Source organism: Mesorhizobium sp. M0208, from assembly GCF_040322015.1.
Classification (GTDB): Bacteria; Pseudomonadota; Alphaproteobacteria; order Rhizobiales; family Rhizobiaceae; genus Mesorhizobium.
Genome location: NZ_JAMYSP010000002.1, coordinates 1 through 15359 on the forward strand (window position 1 = coordinate 1; position 15359 = coordinate 15359).

Below are 15359 nucleotides of genomic sequence, written 5' to 3' on the forward strand. Positions count from 1 at the left end.
CGCATATCGGTCCGGCCGACCGCCAACCAGATCCGCACCTGGCTCGGAACCGGGATCATGAAACGCCCAGCGCCTTCACCATCGCCGCCGCCAGTGTCGGCGGCGTGGTCAGCGGAATCCGCAGCCGCACCTTGCCGGCGATCTCCAGCTCGATCACCGCTGGCGGCGCCGCCGGCACCGAAGCGGCGACAGGTTCATCGGGAACCACGACAACTTCGGCAAAGCCCGTCTCGCGGGCTCTCACCGTGCGGCGCCACTTATAGATCAGGCTGGTCGCGACATCGCACTGACGCGCCACCGCCGCCACCGTGGCTCCGGGCGCGAATGCCGCGGCCAGTATCCGGCACTGATCCTCTTCACTCCAACGACGCCGCCGCTCCGGCCCGGTCAATAATGTCACATGGCTCATGCTGTGCTGCTAGCTACGGTCGTAAGGACGATCTTAAGAGCGCAGCCTCGCTACCGTGCCGTGCTCGCGCAAGGCGGCCTTCGCCGGAGGCGTACTTTTGTCTGAGCATGATCTTTTCCGAAAACCGGATTCCACTTTCGGGATCATGCTTTTTGTCTGAGCATAATCTTTTTCCGAAAACCGGATTCCACTTTTCGGGATCATGCTTTTTGTCTGAGCATAATCTTTTTTCCGAAAACCGGATTCCACTTTTCGGGATCATGCTCTAAGCGCTGGACAGGCCGAATTCCCGTGCTATAACCCACGCGCTTTCAAGGGGTGCCGACGGCGCTTTCATGAACCCGGTGTGCAGATTGCCGCCCGCCGGAGCAGGCCCAGATAGCTCAGTTGGTAGAGCAGCGGACTGAAAATCCGCGTGTCGGTGGTTCGAATCCGCCTCTGGGCACCATCCACCTCCGGTCCATTCTGGACACATAGGTTACGGTTTATACCGGAGACATGGGTGACAACCTCGTGCCGAACGGGTTGTCGATGGTCTGCAACGTTCTCTGTTCCAGGTCGATATATCCCAGATCATAGTCCACGAAACTGACCAGCCAGATATGGTCCTCGCCCTGTTTGATGCCGACGGTCTGGTCAGCGAAGACCTGCTGAGGTTGATCTTTTTGTCCAAAAACCTCATCCGACTTTTTCGGCTGGCATCCAGAAGGCCCGCTTCTGCACTCAGCTCGACCGACAGGGAAACCTTTGCCGAAGTTGACTGTTGTAGCTCCAAGACAGAGGAGAAGGTTGAATGGCTTCCGTCCGATACATCGTTGCGGACGTCGATGAGGCGGTCGCATTCTATCGAGACTATCTCGATTTCAAGATCGAAATGCACAATCCGGGCAAGTTCGCCGCGCTGCTGCGTGACGACTTGACGCTGTATCTCAGCGCCCCAGGTGCGGGGAGCGGTGGTCAGGCGGGCGGCGATCCGAAGCCGGGCGGGTGGAACCGATTTATGATCGTTACGAAGGGACTCGATGTGCTCATTGAGCGGTTGCGCCGGGCTGATGCAAGATTCCGCGGCGACATCAGCGACGGCGGTGCCGGTCGCGCCATCTTGCTCGAAGATCCATCGGGCAACGTCATCGAGCTATTCGAGTTCAAGAAGGACTGAGCTTGAACAAATAGCCGGTGGTTGAGGGAATACGAATTCCCGCGATCAATGTGGATTGCCGCGCGTTTGCGAGTTGTTACGCCATAGTTCGACTCAGAACCACGCAGAGGAGCGCGAGCCCAAGCACGACCGTTGTCACGACGTTGACCCTTTCGGCTTTGGCGATTGCTGTCGCCACGTCGCTGCCTTGGTCTCCTGTTGCAGAGCCCCGGATGGTCCCGACCAGGTGGACCCACTTCCTCTCGGCGATCCGATTGGCCGATGCACCGAGAAACAGCGCCAGTGTTGCCAAGCCTACGCTCAGCGTTGTCCACACGCCGCGGGCACCGGCCACGTACATCCACATGCCGGTCGCAACCGTCAGAAAGGCCAAGACGGCATAGAAGGGGCCGGTGCCGTAGCGTCGCGCGAGCGTCTGCAGGAATCCGACGCCGGACGGCCCCGCTTGAACGACGGCGGGGGCTATGACCACCACATAAAACACGGCTGCGCCGAACCAAGTCCCGAGCAAGGCAACAAAGATCGGAATCAGTGGGTTGGTCGGTTCCATGATGATATCTCCTTTGTCTCACCCCAGGCCGTTGAAAGGGAGTTGTCACATCGGATGAGCCTCCTCCGTCATCACTGTGACGGACAGCGATGGGAAAATGTGACAGATGGAACCGGATGAATGGCTGGCAGAGCGCTTCGAAGCTGACCGCACGCGTCTGCGGAAGGTTGCATACCGCCTGCTCGGTTCATCGACAGAGGCCGACGATGCAGTGCAAGAAGCGTGGCTGCGCCTCAGCCGCTCAGATGCCCGGAGCGTCGACAATCTTACCGCTTGGCTCACTACTGTCGTTGCGCGCGTCTGCCTCGACATGCTGCGGGCGCGCAAATCACGCGCGGAGACTCTGCAGGCGCTCTCCGCGTGGGGCGCGGATTCGGGAGACGCCGCGGACCTCGACAAGGAATTAGCGATTGCCGATTCGGTCGGCCTTGCGTTGAGTGTCGTACTCGAAAAGCTTGCTCCTGCCGAACGTGTCGCCTTCGTGCTGCACGACGTCTTTGATGTGCCCTTCGAAGAGATTGCCCCTATCGTCGGCCGCACCCCGGTCATGGCGCGGCAACTGGCAAGCCGAGCTCGTCGTCGCATACGGGGTCAGCCCACTGTTTCCGCTGCTGAATTGAACGGGCGGCGGCGGCTTGTGGATGAGTTTCTTAACGCAGTTCGTTCCGGCAACATTGATGCGATCGTGGCCCTCCTCGACCCGGACGTCGTTATCCGTGTTGATTCGTCTGCGGCTCCTGACGGAAGAGCGGTGGAAGCACATGGGTCCACAACAGTTGCGAGGGGGGCTCTTGCCTTCGCGGCACGTACGCAATTCGCGACGCCAATGCTTCTGAACGGGGCGCCAGGGATTGTTGTGGCGCCGACCGGACGTGCGCGATATGCACTGACGATAGACGCGGCAGGGGAGAAAATCCGAGCCATTGAAGTGATCGGCGATCCCGCTCGCCTGAGTCAGATCGATTTTGCCACGCTCAATTCACCAGATTAGCCCAAGTCGCGACTTATGATTTGTCGCTACATCCGGCTGCCTGCCGTTGTCGATGGCGTGCGAGAATTATCTGGACCATGGCGCCAGCGACGCCGGTCAAATGTCGATGAAAACGTCTTCGGCATCTCGGATCCCGCTCTGGCCACAACCTACAGACCGAGGGCGCAGCCGTCCTTGCGCGGTTCAGAACCGCCCAGCAGGGTCCCGTTTGCCCAATCGATGCGAATGGCCTGCGCACCGCCGATCGGGTCCGTGGCGGGAATGATTTCGAAACCGCGTCGGCTAAGTTCAGCTAGGGTTTCGCCAGCAAGCCCGTGTTCGGCCTGGACCTTCATCGTGCCGCTGACGGGGGCGATCCGCGGAAGATCGATCGCCTCCTGCAGATCCATCCCGAAGTCGAGCACTTTCGTCAGCAGGTGCGCATGGCCCATTGCCTGGTAGTAGCCACCCATGACACCAAAAGGCATTTCTGCCCGGCCGCCTCTCGCAAGCATCCCGGGTATGATGGTATGCAAAGGTCGCTTGTTCGGTGCCACCGCATTGGGGTGCCTGGGGTCAAGCGAAAAGCTTTGCCCGCGATTGTGCAGGACGACACCGGAGCGTGGCGAGACCAGGCCCGAGCCAAAGCTGTCGAAGACCGAGTTGATGAAACTGACCGCATTGCGATCCTTGTCGACAACCGAAATATAGACCGTGTCGCTGTGCAGCGGCATATCGAACGCCGGCAGATCCGCGCGGGCGCGCTTTAGGTCAATCATGCCGGCCAGACGATCGGCCCAGGCATTCGACAACATGTCGGCCACCGGGACCTCGGACATGTCGGGATCGGCGACGAGCAGGTCACGCGCGGCGTAAGCGAGGCGCGTTGCTTCAATTTCCAGGTGAAGCCGGTCCGCGGATTGCGGATCGCCGTGGGCTTCGAAGCGCGAGAGGATGTTTAGAATCAGCAGGGCGATCACACCCTGGCCATTCGGCGGACATTCGAACACATCGCAGCCTCGAAACGCCGCGCTGATCGGGGTCACGTACTCGCCTGTTGCCGCGGCGAAATCTTCGAGTGTGTGCAATCCGCCGAGCCCACGAAGATAGGCGACCATGTCTTCGGCCACAGGGCCAGTGTAGAAGGCCTCTCGTCCCTTCTTGGCGATCAGCCGCAGCGTTGCAGCCAACTCAGGCTGGCGATGCACTTCGCCAACGTCTGGCGCGCGGCCGTTTGGCAGGAAAATCCGTTTCGCCGTAACATCAGAGGCCAGAAGTTCTTCTTCCAACGCCCAATCACGATGGACCCGCGGTGAAATGGCGTAGCCTTCCTCGGCGAAACGTATAGCGGGGGCCAGGATTTGATCGAAGGGCATATGCCCGTGATCAGCGTGCAATCTGGTCCAGGCATCGGTCGCCCCCGGGATGGTGACGGAGCCAGGAGAATTACGGGCCACCTCCGCCATGCCACGTTCAAGGAACCAGTCAATTGTCAGGGCGGCGGGTGTCCTGCCCGATCCGTTGTAGGCGATGACCTCGCCGGATCCGTTTCGCGACAGAAGAGCGAAGCAGTCGCCTCCAATGCCGGTCGAGGCTGGCTCGACGACACATTGCACCGCGCAGGCTGCGATGGCGGCATCCATGGCGTTGCCGCCGGCCGCCATGATCTCCACCGCCGTCAGGGTCGCCGACGGATGAGAGGTGGCGGCCATGGCCTCGCGTGAAACGACAACCGAGCGCGTTGGTTTCTCAAAATTTCGCATGCTATGCCCTTCTGGTCGTGCTCAAGAGGCGGCGTCGCTCATCGTCGAGGGGCGGTGCCGCAGATGCCGCGACATCCAGTATTCGAGTGCCGCCAAGGCACGGATGATCGCGAAGTTCAAAGTGAGATAAATGGCGCCCGCGCAGATGAAGACTTCAAAGGCGCGGTAGGTCTGGGAGATCAATCCCTGGGCAATTCCAGTCACCTCCATCAAGGTTACGATGGAAGCCAGAGACGTGCCCTTGATCATCAGGATGATTTCATTGCCGTAACTCGGCAGCGCCTGGCGAAAGGCCAGCGGCAGGATAACGTGCCGATAGGTCAAACAGGTGGACAGGCCGACAGACCGGGCCGCTTCGACAAGGCCGTGTGGCACCGATTGAATCGCGCCGCGCAGGATTTCGCTGCCATAGGCGGTGGTGTTGAGTGTCAGCGCGATGATTGCGCACCAGTAGGGTTCGCGGAAAACGGCCCATAATCCAATTGCCGACAGTTGGTGCCGGAACTGACCAAGGCCATAATAGGTCAGAAAAATCTGCACCAGCAGGGGCGTCCCCCTGAACACGGCAACGAAGCCACGGATCGGTAGGACGACGAAGGGCGATTCCGATTGCTGGGCAAGCGCCAATGTGACGGCAAGAACGAAGCCGGCAACGATGGAAGTCAGGGCCAGTTCCATCGTAAGCGGCAGGCCGGCGAGTAGTTTCGGCAGGATTTCGAGGAAAAACCTGAAATCTATCATGCCGACCGGACGCGCCACGGCGCCTTTCCTTCCAGACGGTAAAAGGCATTGCCCGTGACGGAAGCGATAGCCAGATAGAGCAAGGCTGCAGCAATGTAGAAGATGAACGGTTCACGGGTCGAACCTGCGGCGATCTGTGCCTGGCGCATCAGTTCAACGAGGCCGATTACCGATATCAGCGACGAGTCCTTCAGAACCAATTGCCACACATTGCCGAGGCCTGGCAGCGCGTATCTCAGGAGCTGGGGAAAAATAATCTGGCGCAGCCGCTGCAGCCGGTTGAGACCAAGCGCGCAAGCGGCATCGTGCTGTCCCTGGTCGATGGCGACGTAAGCCCCTCGATAGACCTCGGCTTGATAGGCGCCCGAGATGATTGCGATAGCCAAGGTTCCAGTGGCAAAGGCCGGAACGCCAACGAATCCGGACCCGCCCAGGCTATGACCAAGCGAGGTCAGGGCGACACTACCTCCATAGTAAAGCAGATAAATGGTCAGAAGGTCGGGCACGCCCCTGAAAACCGTGCAATAGCCAAGGGCCAAGAACCTTAGCAGTTGGGAGTTGTGGAGACGCCCGGCCGCTGCCAGCCCGCCAAATACAGCGCCAAGCGCAAAGCCCAGCACAGACAGGAGCACGGTGATCGAGGCCGCCATGAGAAGAGCAGCCCCCCAACCTCCGTTCTGGAAACCAAGCAGCCGGAATGCGTCAACCATTGATATCCCCGGCAGGACGAACGGCTCAGCTCCGAAACGGGTCAGGAATGGCCGTTCGCCGGCAAGCGCCTACTTGACTGGAGTGACGTCGCTCTTGAGCCATTTAAGCGACAGGGTTTTGATCGTGCCGTCGGCGGTCGCGGCGTCGATGGCGCCGTTGAGCATGTCTTTCAGCTTGGTGTCCTCTTTGCGGATACCGGCCCCGGAGCCAAGACCGAAGAGACCCCCGACAAATCCTGGTCCTGCAAGCGTATAGTCGCTGAACTCCGGTTTGCTCAGCGTGGCAGCCAGCGCTGTCTGCTGTGCGAAGAGCGCGTCGATGCGACCCGCGGCGAGATCGAGATCGTGTTGCTCGGTGGTCTTGTATTCGCGAATCTCGGCGACGTCCGAGAAGTATTTTCTTACAAATTCCAGGTTTGCCGTCGCAGCCTGAACTCCAATGATCTTTCCCTTCAGCAATGGCTTGAGCCTGTCGATTGCCGCTTGCGCAGAGGCTTCATTGTCCAGCTTGAACCGCTCGTTGGAAATGCCGAGCTTGCCCAGTTCGCTATCCTTGGCGACCGCGAAACCTGAGGGATCCACCGCATATGGCTGGGTAAAATCGATGACCTTCAGACGTTTTTCGGTGATGAACATGCTCGCCATGATCACGTCGAACTTGCCGACGGTCAGCGCGGGGATCATGCCGTCCCAGTCCTGTGCGACTATCTTGCACTCGATCTTCATTCGCCCGCACAGATCATTGGCGAGATCGACCTCGAAGCCGTCCAGTTTGCCGTCGGCCGTTGTGAAGTTCCAAGGCGCGTAGGCTCCTTCGGTGGCAATGGTAATTGCCTTTGGCGTTTCTTGTGCGACAGCGGCGTGGACCAGGCCGAACAGGACCGACGCAATGGCTGCGATGCGGCTAATTTTCATGTCAATCTCCTCTTTTGCCGGTGTGGCAGTTCCCTTTCGTCGTGCCGGATTATCTTCCGGCTTCAACGATTTAGATGGTATTCCTAGCGGCGGCCGGGACTTGCAAAGCTAGCCAGAAGCGGCGCTGTCTCGACGATATGATCCCGCATGACGATCTCTGCCTTGCCGGCATCACCTGACCGCAACACCTCGATCAGGATCTCGTGCTCGGCGCGCGCGCTGGCGGGTTTGTCGACATAGTCGAACCAGATGCGCAGGTAGGGCTCGATCACGACGTGCAGGCTGGCAATCTGCCGGACCAGCTTGGCTCTGTTGCTCAATTGGCAAATCTGCAGATGGAAGGCCTGATGGCGCACGACCCAGTCGCTGCTGCCGGTCTGGCTGGCGCGCTCCATCCGGTCGAGCTGGCGTTCCAGTTCTTCAAGCACTTCGACATCGATGTGCGGCATGGCAAGCCTCACCGCCAACCCTTCGAGCACGGAGCGTATTTCAAAGGTTTCGTAGATCTCATCGAGGGTAAGCCCGGCGACGATGCAGCCACGGTTCGGGCGAATGACCACAAGACCTTCCGCAGCCAGTTGGCGGAATGCTTCGCGAACCGGCATGCGGCTCATGCCGATTTCCGTCGCGATCTCTTCCGGGATCAGCCGGTCCCCGGCCCGGTAACGCCCCATCCTCAGAGCCCGCTGAATGTGGCGATAAGCCTCCTCCTCGGCGGTCGTGATACCCAACGGCTCGATTGCGTCTGCTGCCACGTCCTTGGTCCGGTCAAAAGCGTATCTGTGTATCCACTTATCCAATTGTCGAGACCTGTGTCAAGCACAGAAGCTTGCGCGCGTTAGAATTTCTCTTGTGAGAATAAGCACTTGATCGGGGAAATCGGGCAAGCGCACCGTGGTCAGCTAAGCCGCTGATCGGCCGCTTTTCGACGCCCACGCGTCGGAAACCTTCGACGCCACCGAACTTTCAAAAAAAGGCCCGCCGCTCCATTTGCGAAGCGGCGAGGCCCCATATTCGGGGACGATCGCCGGAGTGTTCCCCGGCATTGCTTACAGTGCAATTCAGGTGCCAGAATTGTTGACCCAAAACGGGTCACCGCACCGGAGGCGCGAGCGCGGACATTCCGCGATCACGCTACTGCCGCGCATTGCCATTCCTGCTACGTTACTTTGCGGCGGATCTGATTTTTCCGCCTGGCCGGCGCCCGATCAGGCAACTTACCCCAACGCGCCCCCCAAGTGGCGCCGGCCATTTTCACAACCCTGGAGCGCGGGTGCGCCGGCGACGTTAGGCTCTCAGCACCTATGGCAATCCGCCAGCGAGCCGCTTTGTCCAGCCTGCAACCATCAGTCCGCACGCAATTCCCACGCAGTCGGCAACCCAGTCGAACAGATCCGGGTCGCGCCCTATCAGTTGCACGGCCTGAAGCCCCTCGATCGCTGCGCCCGTGAGAACGAGCAGTACGATCAGCTTCGCCTTGCGTTCCGGCCAGCCGAGACTTCCGAGAGCCGCCAAGACGACGAAGGCGGCGGCGTGATTGAGCTTGTCGTGATCAAACGTGAAAGCCAGGCCAAGACCCAGCAGGAGCTGCTCCGGCAAAAGGGCGAACAGCAGAACGCCGGCAAACGCGGCCGGAAAGGCAATCCTTGCCACGATCTGATAGGAATCCAGGCGCAACAAGGATAAAATGGCCTTTCGTCCGAAATCTGCGGGGGAACACCACCGGCCAGAGCGAGCGCGGCGTCCAATTTCCGCCGTCGGGGCGTCCGGTGCATCGTCAGAATGAATGAATGCCTCGGGTCAGCCGCTGCACAGGCGGGCTCGTGGCGAGTGCAATAGGCCAGCGGCAGCTTCCGCGATCACGCAATTCCCTGCCGCGCTGACCCGGCTACTATCTGGCTGCGGCGGACCTGATTTCCGCTTGGCCGGCGCTGCGTCGGGGCACCTCATCCATGCCACACGAATTGGCGCCGGCCAGAATTCCACCGATTGCGCACAGCGTCAAAAGCCCGCCGCCCTGTCGGACGACGGGCTCCGTTGCCTGGGCGCCAGGGCGCCGCGGTAGCGACTGATGCTACGAATGCTCCCGCAGGTCTCCAATATGCTGCTGCCGAACGGCGTTGCGCATCGGCTAAACAAACGAAGCCCGCGCCTCTGGCGGAGGGCGCGGGCCGACCGGGTTTGCACCCCGATCTGCAGCAGAAACCCGGGAGGTTCCCGCTGCTTAGGATAACAATTAGAGACTTCTAATGTTCCAGTCTAGAGAAGATGCGGCTGCACCAGAAACCTCATGGTCGGCGCGATGACGATCGAGGCGTCAGTTCGTGCGCAAGTCGATCTGGAAAATACGCTCGTCGAAATGCCGCGTTTCGACGGCAAAGGTCAAAGCCACTTCAAGGACCAGACCGCCACGGTCGTCCCGGACCTTGACTGCAATCCTGCGGTGAGGAAGGCCATCCCTGGCCATCTCGGCCAATGTGCGAAGGGCTTCTTTCCTGACCAGCGGGAAATCGTCATATAAGGTTCCCTGATCGTCGGAATAGACGATTCCGTCTTCATCGGAATCAAGGAAGTAGCGGGGCATTGCGCTTGGCCGAAGCTCGGCATCCGGGAACGTTGTCGGCCGATGGCCGCGATCTCGGCCAATCGCGATCAGTGCCTCTCCACCGTTGGCTTCGCCACCATCTCACTTGCGCTCGCGCAATGCCTTCACCGCCTGCGAGAGGATCATCCGGTCACCGCCGGTCCTTTTGATCAGCTTGCTCACCTGGCTGGGCGAAACACCATTTTCCCGCGCGAAATATTCGACCTCGTAATACTCATCCACCGAAACACGCTTGCGGTCGCTGAAGTCTCGCTTGCTCTTGTCGTCGGCCATTTCTGTTCTCCTCGCCCCTTCTCTTCGGGGGTCAGCTTTGATGCACGCAGCAATTTGAGGGTTCGCTCGCCGCAAGGTGACGGGCGAACCTATCGGCGCAGGAAGGGACAGGCTGCGCAGCAGCCGGGTTGGATCGGAGTGGAAACAGCCAAGATCGGTGCGAGCAACCGTCGACTTTTCCATGGAATCCTCCCGGAACGTGCAGCCAGCAACGGCTAGGCGCCGCCGCGGTTCCGGGTCACGCGGCGAACCCACCCTTTGCGCGCAAGGATCAGACTTAGGTCCTGCGGCAACACGTCGGTTGGTCCCTGCCGGACGGGACCGAAGCCCCGTCGACGGAACGTTTTCAGCTGCCTTCCGTTCGAGTGAGCCTTGGCGTGAAGAGCGGACCGAGTTCGCAAAGGAGACGACCATGAGAATGCATTTATCCACCGCAGTGGCGGGATTTCTGCTGCTGGCAGGCGTCGGCGCCGCTGCGGCGCAAGACGTCGTGATCGAGCCGGAGCAGGAAACGGTCATCAAGGAGTATGTGAAGAAGCAGCCGCTGGCCTCGGTGAAAATCCCTGGGGTGGAGCTCAATATCGGCTCGACGCTTCCCGATACCGTCGAGCTTCATGAGGTCCCCAACGTCAAATACCGCTATGTCGTCGTCGACAACCGCACCGTCGTCGTCGACCCCGGCACGCGCAAGATCGTCAAGATCATCGAGTGACGTGAAATTCAGGCAGCCGTCACCCGCCGCTCAGAACGAGCGGCGGGTGACGTTTGCGTTAGGCGGCTCCGCGGCGTCGTCGCTCGGCAGGAACCCGCCGTACATGGACGGCCGGGGGTCCTCACAGGCAGTTTCAATGCGAACAATCAGCAGACTTTTCGATTCCCATGACCAGGCCGCGCGTGCCGTCGAAACGCTTCAGGCGGCAGGAATTGCGCGCCACCAGATCAGCGTCATCGGACCCTACGATGATGAAATCGGCGCCGTCTTGCGCGGTCCAGGCAGCGGTGCCGCCCTTGGCGCGGCGGCGGGTTTGTTGGCCGGCCTCGGCGCCTTCGATATCCCAGGCATCGATCCCGTCGGCGCGGGATGGCTGGCATCGGCCCTCGTCGGCGCGGTCCTGGGCTGCGTTGCCGGCAGGCTTTTCGACACATCGTCCGCTAGCGGCAGGCAGCCAGGCCGGCGGGATGCCGAACAGGGTGTGATTCTGGTGCTGGCGCATGTCGATGAAAGGCAGGCCGACACCGCACAGGCGGTGCTTGGAGCTTCCGTTCAGGCAACGCAGTCTTTGGCCAGAGCGGCATGAAGATTCAACTCCTGCAAAGCGCTTGACCAGACCGCACAGCGGGGCGATCAAGGCACGCACCCAAAAATCTCTGGCAAGCCGCCGCCAGAAAGTGTTGAACACCGTGCCAATCACATTCGGCGAGCGGTTGCGCTCGGCGAGGCTTGATGATTTGCTGTCGGTTTGCGGAGAACGAATAATGCATGAGCCTGTCGGTCAAGACGAATATGGGTCGACCAGCCCGTTCGATCCGGACGATCTGTCGAGGTTGAACGCAATCGGCCCGAGCGCCGGCAGCAACGATTTCGAAAAATACGCAGTCGCCGTGATCATCGTGTTCGGCGCTCTGATCATCGGCGGCCTGATGGCTGCGGGCTTGAGCTTCGGGCGCCGCAGCACCTTCTTTTTCGCCCTTGGCGGCGCCACCGCGGCATGGATCTCCGGCAATGCGCTTCTGCTCGACCGGCCGCGCATCTATGCGCTGTTCGTCGGCATCGCGGCGCTGATGCTGATTGCGTCGACGATCGCGCTGGTCACCTGAAGCAAGGCGCAATCTTCTTGTTGACCATGATCTTATCCGAAACCGGTTCCCACTTTTTGCTGCGCTGACCCTTCGGTTCGGGATCATCGTCTAATACCCGATGGCCTCGCCGGCTGCGGCGCGGCTGTCGATGGCGCCATTGTAGCGGGCGCCGCCACCTTTCTCGATTTCCGCCAGGCTCTTGCCGCCGACCAGGATGCCAGCCGCCTGGCCCCAGGTCGTGTCGGCAATATCGAGGCGGTAGCCCATGCCGGTAAGCAGCTTTTCAGTATCCGGCGACAGGCCGAAGGGTTCGATATAGACCGTGTCGGGCAGCCATTGGTGGTGGATGCGCGGCGCGTCGATCGCCTCCTGGATGTTCATGCCGTGATCGATGACGTTGACGATCGCCTCCAGCGTGATGGTGATGATGCGTGAACCGCCGGGGCTGCCGATGACCATGAACGGCTTGCCGTCTTTGGCGAGGATGGTCGGGCTCATCGACGACAGCGGCGTCTTTTTCGGCGCGATCGCATTCGCCTCGCCCTGGACCAGGCCATAGAGATTGGGTACGCCGGGTTTCTGCGTGAAGTCGTCCATCTCGTTGTTGAGCAGGAAGCCGGTGCCGGCGGCGACGACGCCGGCGCCGAAAGAGCCGTTCAGCGTGTAGGTCACCGCGACGGCGTTGCCGTCCTTGTCGATGATCGAATAATGCGTCGTCTCGCTGCTCTCGCCAAAGCCCTTCGGCATCAGTTCCTGCGACACCTCGGCCCGGAACGGATCGATCTTTTCGCGGATTTCCCTGGCGTAATTCTTGTCGAGCAGTTTTGCGACCGGATTGTCCACGAAGCCGGGATCGCCGAGCGCCGAATTGCGGTCGACATAGGCGTGGCGCATCGCCTCGACCATGACGTGAACCGTCTCGGCCGAACCGGCACCTAGATAGGACAGCGGGTAGAACTCAAGCACGTTGAGTATCTCGCAGATGATGACGCCGCCGGAGCTTGGCGGCGGCGAGGAAATGATCTCGTAGCCGCGATAATTGCAGGTCACCGGTTTGAGCTCGCGCACGGCATAATTTTCGAAATCCGCCTTGGTCAGAATGCCGCCCTTCTCGCCGCTAGCCTTGACGATGGCGTCGGCGATCGCACCTTTATAGAAGGCATCCACGCCGCGTTCCGAAATCGCGGCAAGCGAGGCCGCGAGATCGGTCTGGATGAGGCGCTCGCCGACGGCATAGGGCTTGCCGTCCGGCTTGAGGAAAATGGCGGCCGCCGCTGGGTCCCTGGCCAGCCGCTCGGCGCCGCCCAGGAGCGAGGCCACATCGCCCTGCTCCAGCACGAAACCGTCCTTGGCATAGCGGATAGCCGGCGCCAGCAAATCCTGCCGCGTCAGCGTGCCGTATTTCTCCCGCGCCATCTCGAAGCCGGCCACCGAACCGGGCACGCCGACCGCCAGATAGCCGTCGAGACTGGCGCCCTTTACCGGCTTGCCGTCCTTGTCGAGATACATGGTTTTGGTCGCGGCGAGCGGCGCGCGCTCGCGGAAATCGACGAAGGTCGAACGGCCGTCCTTGAAGCGGATGGTCATGAAGCCGCCGCCGCCGATGTTGCCGGCGGTCGGGTAGACGACAGCCAGAGCGTAGCCGACAGCGACCGCTGCATCGACCGCGTTGCCGCCCTTCTTCAGCACCTCGACGCCGACTTCCGACGCCAGATGCTGGGCGGTCACCACCATGCCGTGCTCGCCCTTCGCCGGCTGCGGCGAGGCGGCAAAGGCGAGGAACGGCACGAAGGTCAGGGTGAGGGAAAGGGTGACGGCGATTAGGGTTTGGCGGGTGTTGTGCATGGCCGTTCTCCGAGGCGTGGGTTGGCCTAGGAAACGCGCTTGGAGAGGTTGAGTCTACTGACATTAATGGGAAGATACGGCGACGCTTGCACCTTCTATCGACACCATTCATGGCACCCATTCATGGCGGAGAGGAACCCAAGCTGAAATGAAGCCACGATCCAACGCTGACAAGCAATTTTGTTCTTGCTTTGTGCCGGCAGCTATGCTACTAATTTGGGTATGGTGCTATTTGGCTCCAACGACCCGCCTCAGGCGGGTTTTTCATTTTCACCAGCATCAAACAATCCCGCCGCCGACGCTCGCCACCGCCGGCCGTTCCGCTGCAACCTTCGCCCGGTAGCCGGCGGCGCGGTAGGCGGCGACCGGATCGATGGCGCCGCCTGTCTTCAGCCGTGCCGTGGCAAGTATCGGCTCGACATCGGTGCGATAGGCTATCTTCAGCGCCTGCGTCGCCATCAGCGCGTCGTTGGTATCCTGGAAGCCTTCGAGCGCCCTGCGGTCGACCAGCAGCGCCTGCGCATAGGCGCGCTGCACTTCTATCGCCGACAGCATCAGGCTTTCGATCGGATCGGTGATGTTGTGGCTCTGGTCGAGCATGTGGGCCGGATCGAAGCCTTCGGAGCCTGAAAGCTCGGCATCGACCAGTTCGTTGAAGACCAGAAAGAGGCGGTAGGGATCGATCGAGCCGGCGTCGAGGTCGTCGTCGCCATATTTCGAATCGTTGAAGTGGAAGCCTCCGAGTTTTTTGAACTGGATCAGCCGCGACACGATCATCTCGATATTGACGTTGGGGGCGTGATGGCCGAGGTCGACCAGGCAGAACGCCTTGTCGCCAAGCTCTTTGGCGATGATGTAGTTGGTGCCCCAATCCTGCACGACGGTCGAATAGAAGGCCGGCTCGTACATCTTGTGCTCGGTGAACAGCTTCCAGTCGTCCGGCAGCCCGGCATAGATCTCCTTCATCGCGTCGATATAGCGCTCGAATGCCTTGGCGAAGTTGACCTGGCCGGGGAAGTTCGAGCCGTCGCCGATCCACACCGTCAGCGCTTTCGAGCCCAGCGTCCTGCCGATCTCGATGCATTCGAGGTTGTGCTCGACCGCCTGCCGGCGTGTTGCTGCATCGGCATGTGACAGCGAGCCGAATTTATAGGAAAGCTTCTGGTCGCTGGCGTCGGAGAAGGTGTTGGAGTTGATGGCGTCGAAGCCGAGACCGAAGCGGGATGCCGCCTGCTTCAGCCGGTTCGGATCGGCCTTGTCCCAGGGAATATGCAGCGAGACGGTCGGCGTCGCCTGCGTCAATTGCCGGATGACGGCGCAGTCCTCGATCTTGTCGAAAATGTCGCGCGGCTCGCCGGCGCCGGGACAACGGGCAAAGCGGGTGCCGCCGGTGCCGACGCCCCAGGACGGGATCGCCACGGCGAATTTCTCGACCTTGTCTCTGACAGCGTCGATGGCGATGCCGCGGCGGGCGAGGCGCTCGCCGAGAGAGTCGTAATCGCGCTTGAGGTCGGCGTTGCGCGCGGCATTATGCTTGTCGACGAGGTCGACGGAGATGATGGTTTCGGACATGGTTCCTCCCAAATGCGTTCGGTTGGCGCTGCCCCTTATCCGCCTGC

The 15359-nt window shown here is 60.9% G+C and carries 17 protein-coding genes, 1 tRNA gene and 1 pseudogene; 6 read left to right on the forward strand and 13 right to left on the reverse strand.

Features of this window, described 5'->3' with window-relative positions:
• Positions 1–55: 55 nt before the first annotated feature.
• On the reverse strand, positions 56–409 hold the full coding sequence (gene tnpA / locus NKJ17_RS02085; RefSeq protein ID WP_352686684.1) for an IS66-like element accessory protein TnpA: 354 nt from the start codon (positions 407–409) through the stop codon (positions 56–58).
• 372 nt (positions 410–781) lie between these two features.
• Between tnpA and NKJ17_RS02090 the strand changes: the two genes are divergently transcribed.
• Positions 782–857 (forward strand) — tRNA-Phe (locus tag NKJ17_RS02090).
• Positions 858–894: 37 nt separating this feature from the next.
• Here the strand turns inward: NKJ17_RS02090 and NKJ17_RS33995 are convergent.
• Positions 895–1076: pseudogene (locus NKJ17_RS33995) on the reverse strand (transposase); the annotation flags it as partial.
• A 126-nt stretch (positions 1077–1202) separates the two neighbouring features.
• Here NKJ17_RS33995 and NKJ17_RS02095 point away from each other — a divergent pair.
• A complete protein-coding gene (locus NKJ17_RS02095; protein ID WP_352506221.1) occupies positions 1203–1568 on the forward strand; it encodes a VOC family protein in 366 nt (121 codons plus the stop codon).
• A 76-nt stretch (positions 1569–1644) separates the two neighbouring features.
• Here NKJ17_RS02095 and NKJ17_RS02100 read toward each other — a convergent pair whose 3' ends face one another.
• Complete coding sequence (locus tag NKJ17_RS02100; RefSeq protein ID WP_352686687.1) at positions 1645–2118, reverse strand: hypothetical protein; 474 nt, start codon at positions 2116–2118, stop codon at positions 1645–1647.
• Between the two features lie 106 nt (positions 2119–2224).
• On the opposite strand from NKJ17_RS02100, the gene NKJ17_RS02105 reads away from it, so the two are divergent.
• Positions 2225–3109 (forward strand): sigma-70 family RNA polymerase sigma factor, encoded by an 885-nt coding sequence (locus NKJ17_RS02105; protein WP_352506220.1) that lies wholly within the window; start codon positions 2225–2227, stop codon positions 3107–3109.
• A gap of 149 nt (positions 3110–3258) precedes the next feature.
• On the opposite strand, the gene ggt (NKJ17_RS02110) is transcribed toward NKJ17_RS02105, so the two are convergent.
• The 8 genes from ggt (NKJ17_RS02110) to NKJ17_RS02145 form a co-directional block, all read right to left on the reverse strand.
• Entirely contained in the window at positions 3259–4851 is a 1593-nt protein-coding gene (gene ggt / locus NKJ17_RS02110) for a gamma-glutamyltransferase (protein WP_352686692.1), read from the reverse strand.
• A gap of 21 nt (positions 4852–4872) precedes the next feature.
• A complete protein-coding gene (locus tag NKJ17_RS02115) occupies positions 4873–5592 on the reverse strand; it encodes an ABC transporter permease (RefSeq protein WP_352506235.1) in 720 nt (239 codons plus the stop codon).
• On the reverse strand, positions 5589–6302 hold the full coding sequence (locus NKJ17_RS02120) for an ABC transporter permease (RefSeq protein ID WP_352686695.1): 714 nt from the start codon (positions 6300–6302) through the stop codon (positions 5589–5591). Before NKJ17_RS02120 ends, NKJ17_RS02115 begins: the two co-directional genes overlap by 4 nt.
• Positions 6303–6371: 69 nt before the next feature.
• The gene (locus NKJ17_RS02125; protein WP_352506234.1) at positions 6372–7217 is read right to left on the reverse strand and encodes a transporter substrate-binding domain-containing protein; all 846 of its coding nucleotides are present in this window, start codon (positions 7215–7217) and stop codon (positions 6372–6374) included.
• A gap of 83 nt (positions 7218–7300) precedes the next feature.
• Positions 7301–7972, reverse strand: a complete 672-nt coding sequence (locus NKJ17_RS02130; RefSeq protein WP_352506217.1) for a GntR family transcriptional regulator — start codon at positions 7970–7972, stop codon at positions 7301–7303.
• Between the two features lie 547 nt (positions 7973–8519).
• A complete protein-coding gene (locus NKJ17_RS02135; protein WP_352686698.1) occupies positions 8520–8897 on the reverse strand; it encodes a VanZ family protein in 378 nt (125 codons plus the stop codon).
• A gap of 637 nt (positions 8898–9534) precedes the next feature.
• On the reverse strand, positions 9535–9801 hold the full coding sequence (locus tag NKJ17_RS02140; protein ID WP_352686701.1) for a DUF6894 family protein: 267 nt from the start codon (positions 9799–9801) through the stop codon (positions 9535–9537).
• Positions 9802–9903: 102 nt separating this feature from the next.
• Complete coding sequence (locus NKJ17_RS02145) at positions 9904–10278, reverse strand: DUF3606 domain-containing protein (protein ID WP_352686704.1); 375 nt, start codon at positions 10276–10278, stop codon at positions 9904–9906.
• 229 nt (positions 10279–10507) lie between these two features.
• On the opposite strand from NKJ17_RS02145, the gene NKJ17_RS02150 reads away from it, so the two are divergent.
• The 3 genes from NKJ17_RS02150 (at position 10508) to NKJ17_RS02160 (ending at position 11913) form a co-directional block, all read left to right on the forward strand.
• A complete protein-coding gene (locus NKJ17_RS02150; RefSeq protein ID WP_352686707.1) occupies positions 10508–10807 on the forward strand; it encodes a DUF1236 domain-containing protein in 300 nt (99 codons plus the stop codon).
• Positions 10808–10943: 136 nt separating this feature from the next.
• Positions 10944–11393, forward strand: a complete 450-nt coding sequence (locus NKJ17_RS02155; RefSeq protein WP_352686710.1) for a hypothetical protein — start codon at positions 10944–10946, stop codon at positions 11391–11393.
• 178 nt (positions 11394–11571) lie between these two features.
• Positions 11572–11913 (forward strand): hypothetical protein, encoded by a 342-nt coding sequence (locus tag NKJ17_RS02160; RefSeq protein ID WP_292663955.1) that lies wholly within the window; start codon positions 11572–11574, stop codon positions 11911–11913.
• 90 nt (positions 11914–12003) lie between these two features.
• Here the strand turns inward: NKJ17_RS02160 and ggt (NKJ17_RS02165) are convergent, their stop codons facing one another.
• Together ggt (NKJ17_RS02165) and rhaI are read right to left on the reverse strand one after the other, a co-directional pair.
• On the reverse strand, positions 12004–13740 hold the full coding sequence (gene ggt / locus NKJ17_RS02165; protein WP_352686713.1) for a gamma-glutamyltransferase: 1737 nt from the start codon (positions 13738–13740) through the stop codon (positions 12004–12006).
• A gap of 279 nt (positions 13741–14019) precedes the next feature.
• On the reverse strand, positions 14020–15312 hold the full coding sequence (gene rhaI, locus NKJ17_RS02170; RefSeq protein ID WP_352686716.1) for an L-rhamnose catabolism isomerase: 1293 nt from the start codon (positions 15310–15312) through the stop codon (positions 14020–14022).
• Positions 15313–15359: the final 47 nt, after the last annotated feature.

Excerpts from the sequence above, each read along its gene's own strand:
- NKJ17_RS02155 (WP_352686710.1), top strand. The coding sequence starts at position 10,944 with ATGCGAACAATCAGCAGACTTTTCGATTCCCATGACCAGGCCGCGCGT.
- tnpA (WP_352686684.1), bottom strand. The coding sequence starts at position 409 with ATGAGCCATGTGACATTATTGACCGGGCCGGAGCGGCGGCGTCGTTGG.
- ggt (WP_352686713.1), bottom strand. The coding sequence starts at position 13,740 with ATGCACAACACCCGCCAAACCCTAATCGCCGTCACCCTTTCCCTCACC.
- NKJ17_RS02115 (WP_352506235.1), bottom strand. The coding sequence starts at position 5,592 with ATGATAGATTTCAGGTTTTTCCTCGAAATCCTGCCGAAACTACTCGCC.
- NKJ17_RS02150 (WP_352686707.1), top strand. The coding sequence starts at position 10,508 with ATGAGAATGCATTTATCCACCGCAGTGGCGGGATTTCTGCTGCTGGCA.
- NKJ17_RS02145 (WP_352686704.1), bottom strand. The coding sequence starts at position 10,278 with ATGGAAAAGTCGACGGTTGCTCGCACCGATCTTGGCTGTTTCCACTCC.
- NKJ17_RS02100 (WP_352686687.1), bottom strand. The coding sequence starts at position 2,118 with ATGGAACCGACCAACCCACTGATTCCGATCTTTGTTGCCTTGCTCGGG.
- NKJ17_RS02105 (WP_352506220.1), top strand. The coding sequence starts at position 2,225 with ATGGAACCGGATGAATGGCTGGCAGAGCGCTTCGAAGCTGACCGCACG.
- NKJ17_RS02140 (WP_352686701.1), bottom strand. The coding sequence starts at position 9,801 with ATGCCCCGCTACTTCCTTGATTCCGATGAAGACGGAATCGTCTATTCC.
- rhaI (WP_352686716.1), bottom strand. The coding sequence starts at position 15,312 with ATGTCCGAAACCATCATCTCCGTCGACCTCGTCGACAAGCATAATGCC.
- NKJ17_RS02120 (WP_352686695.1), bottom strand. The coding sequence starts at position 6,302 with ATGGTTGACGCATTCCGGCTGCTTGGTTTCCAGAACGGAGGTTGGGGG.
- ggt (WP_352686692.1), bottom strand. The coding sequence starts at position 4,851 with ATGCGAAATTTTGAGAAACCAACGCGCTCGGTTGTCGTTTCACGCGAG.
- NKJ17_RS02125 (WP_352506234.1), bottom strand. The coding sequence starts at position 7,217 with ATGAAAATTAGCCGCATCGCAGCCATTGCGTCGGTCCTGTTCGGCCTG.
- NKJ17_RS02160 (WP_292663955.1), top strand. The coding sequence starts at position 11,572 with ATGCATGAGCCTGTCGGTCAAGACGAATATGGGTCGACCAGCCCGTTC.
- NKJ17_RS02095 (WP_352506221.1), top strand. The coding sequence starts at position 1,203 with ATGGCTTCCGTCCGATACATCGTTGCGGACGTCGATGAGGCGGTCGCA.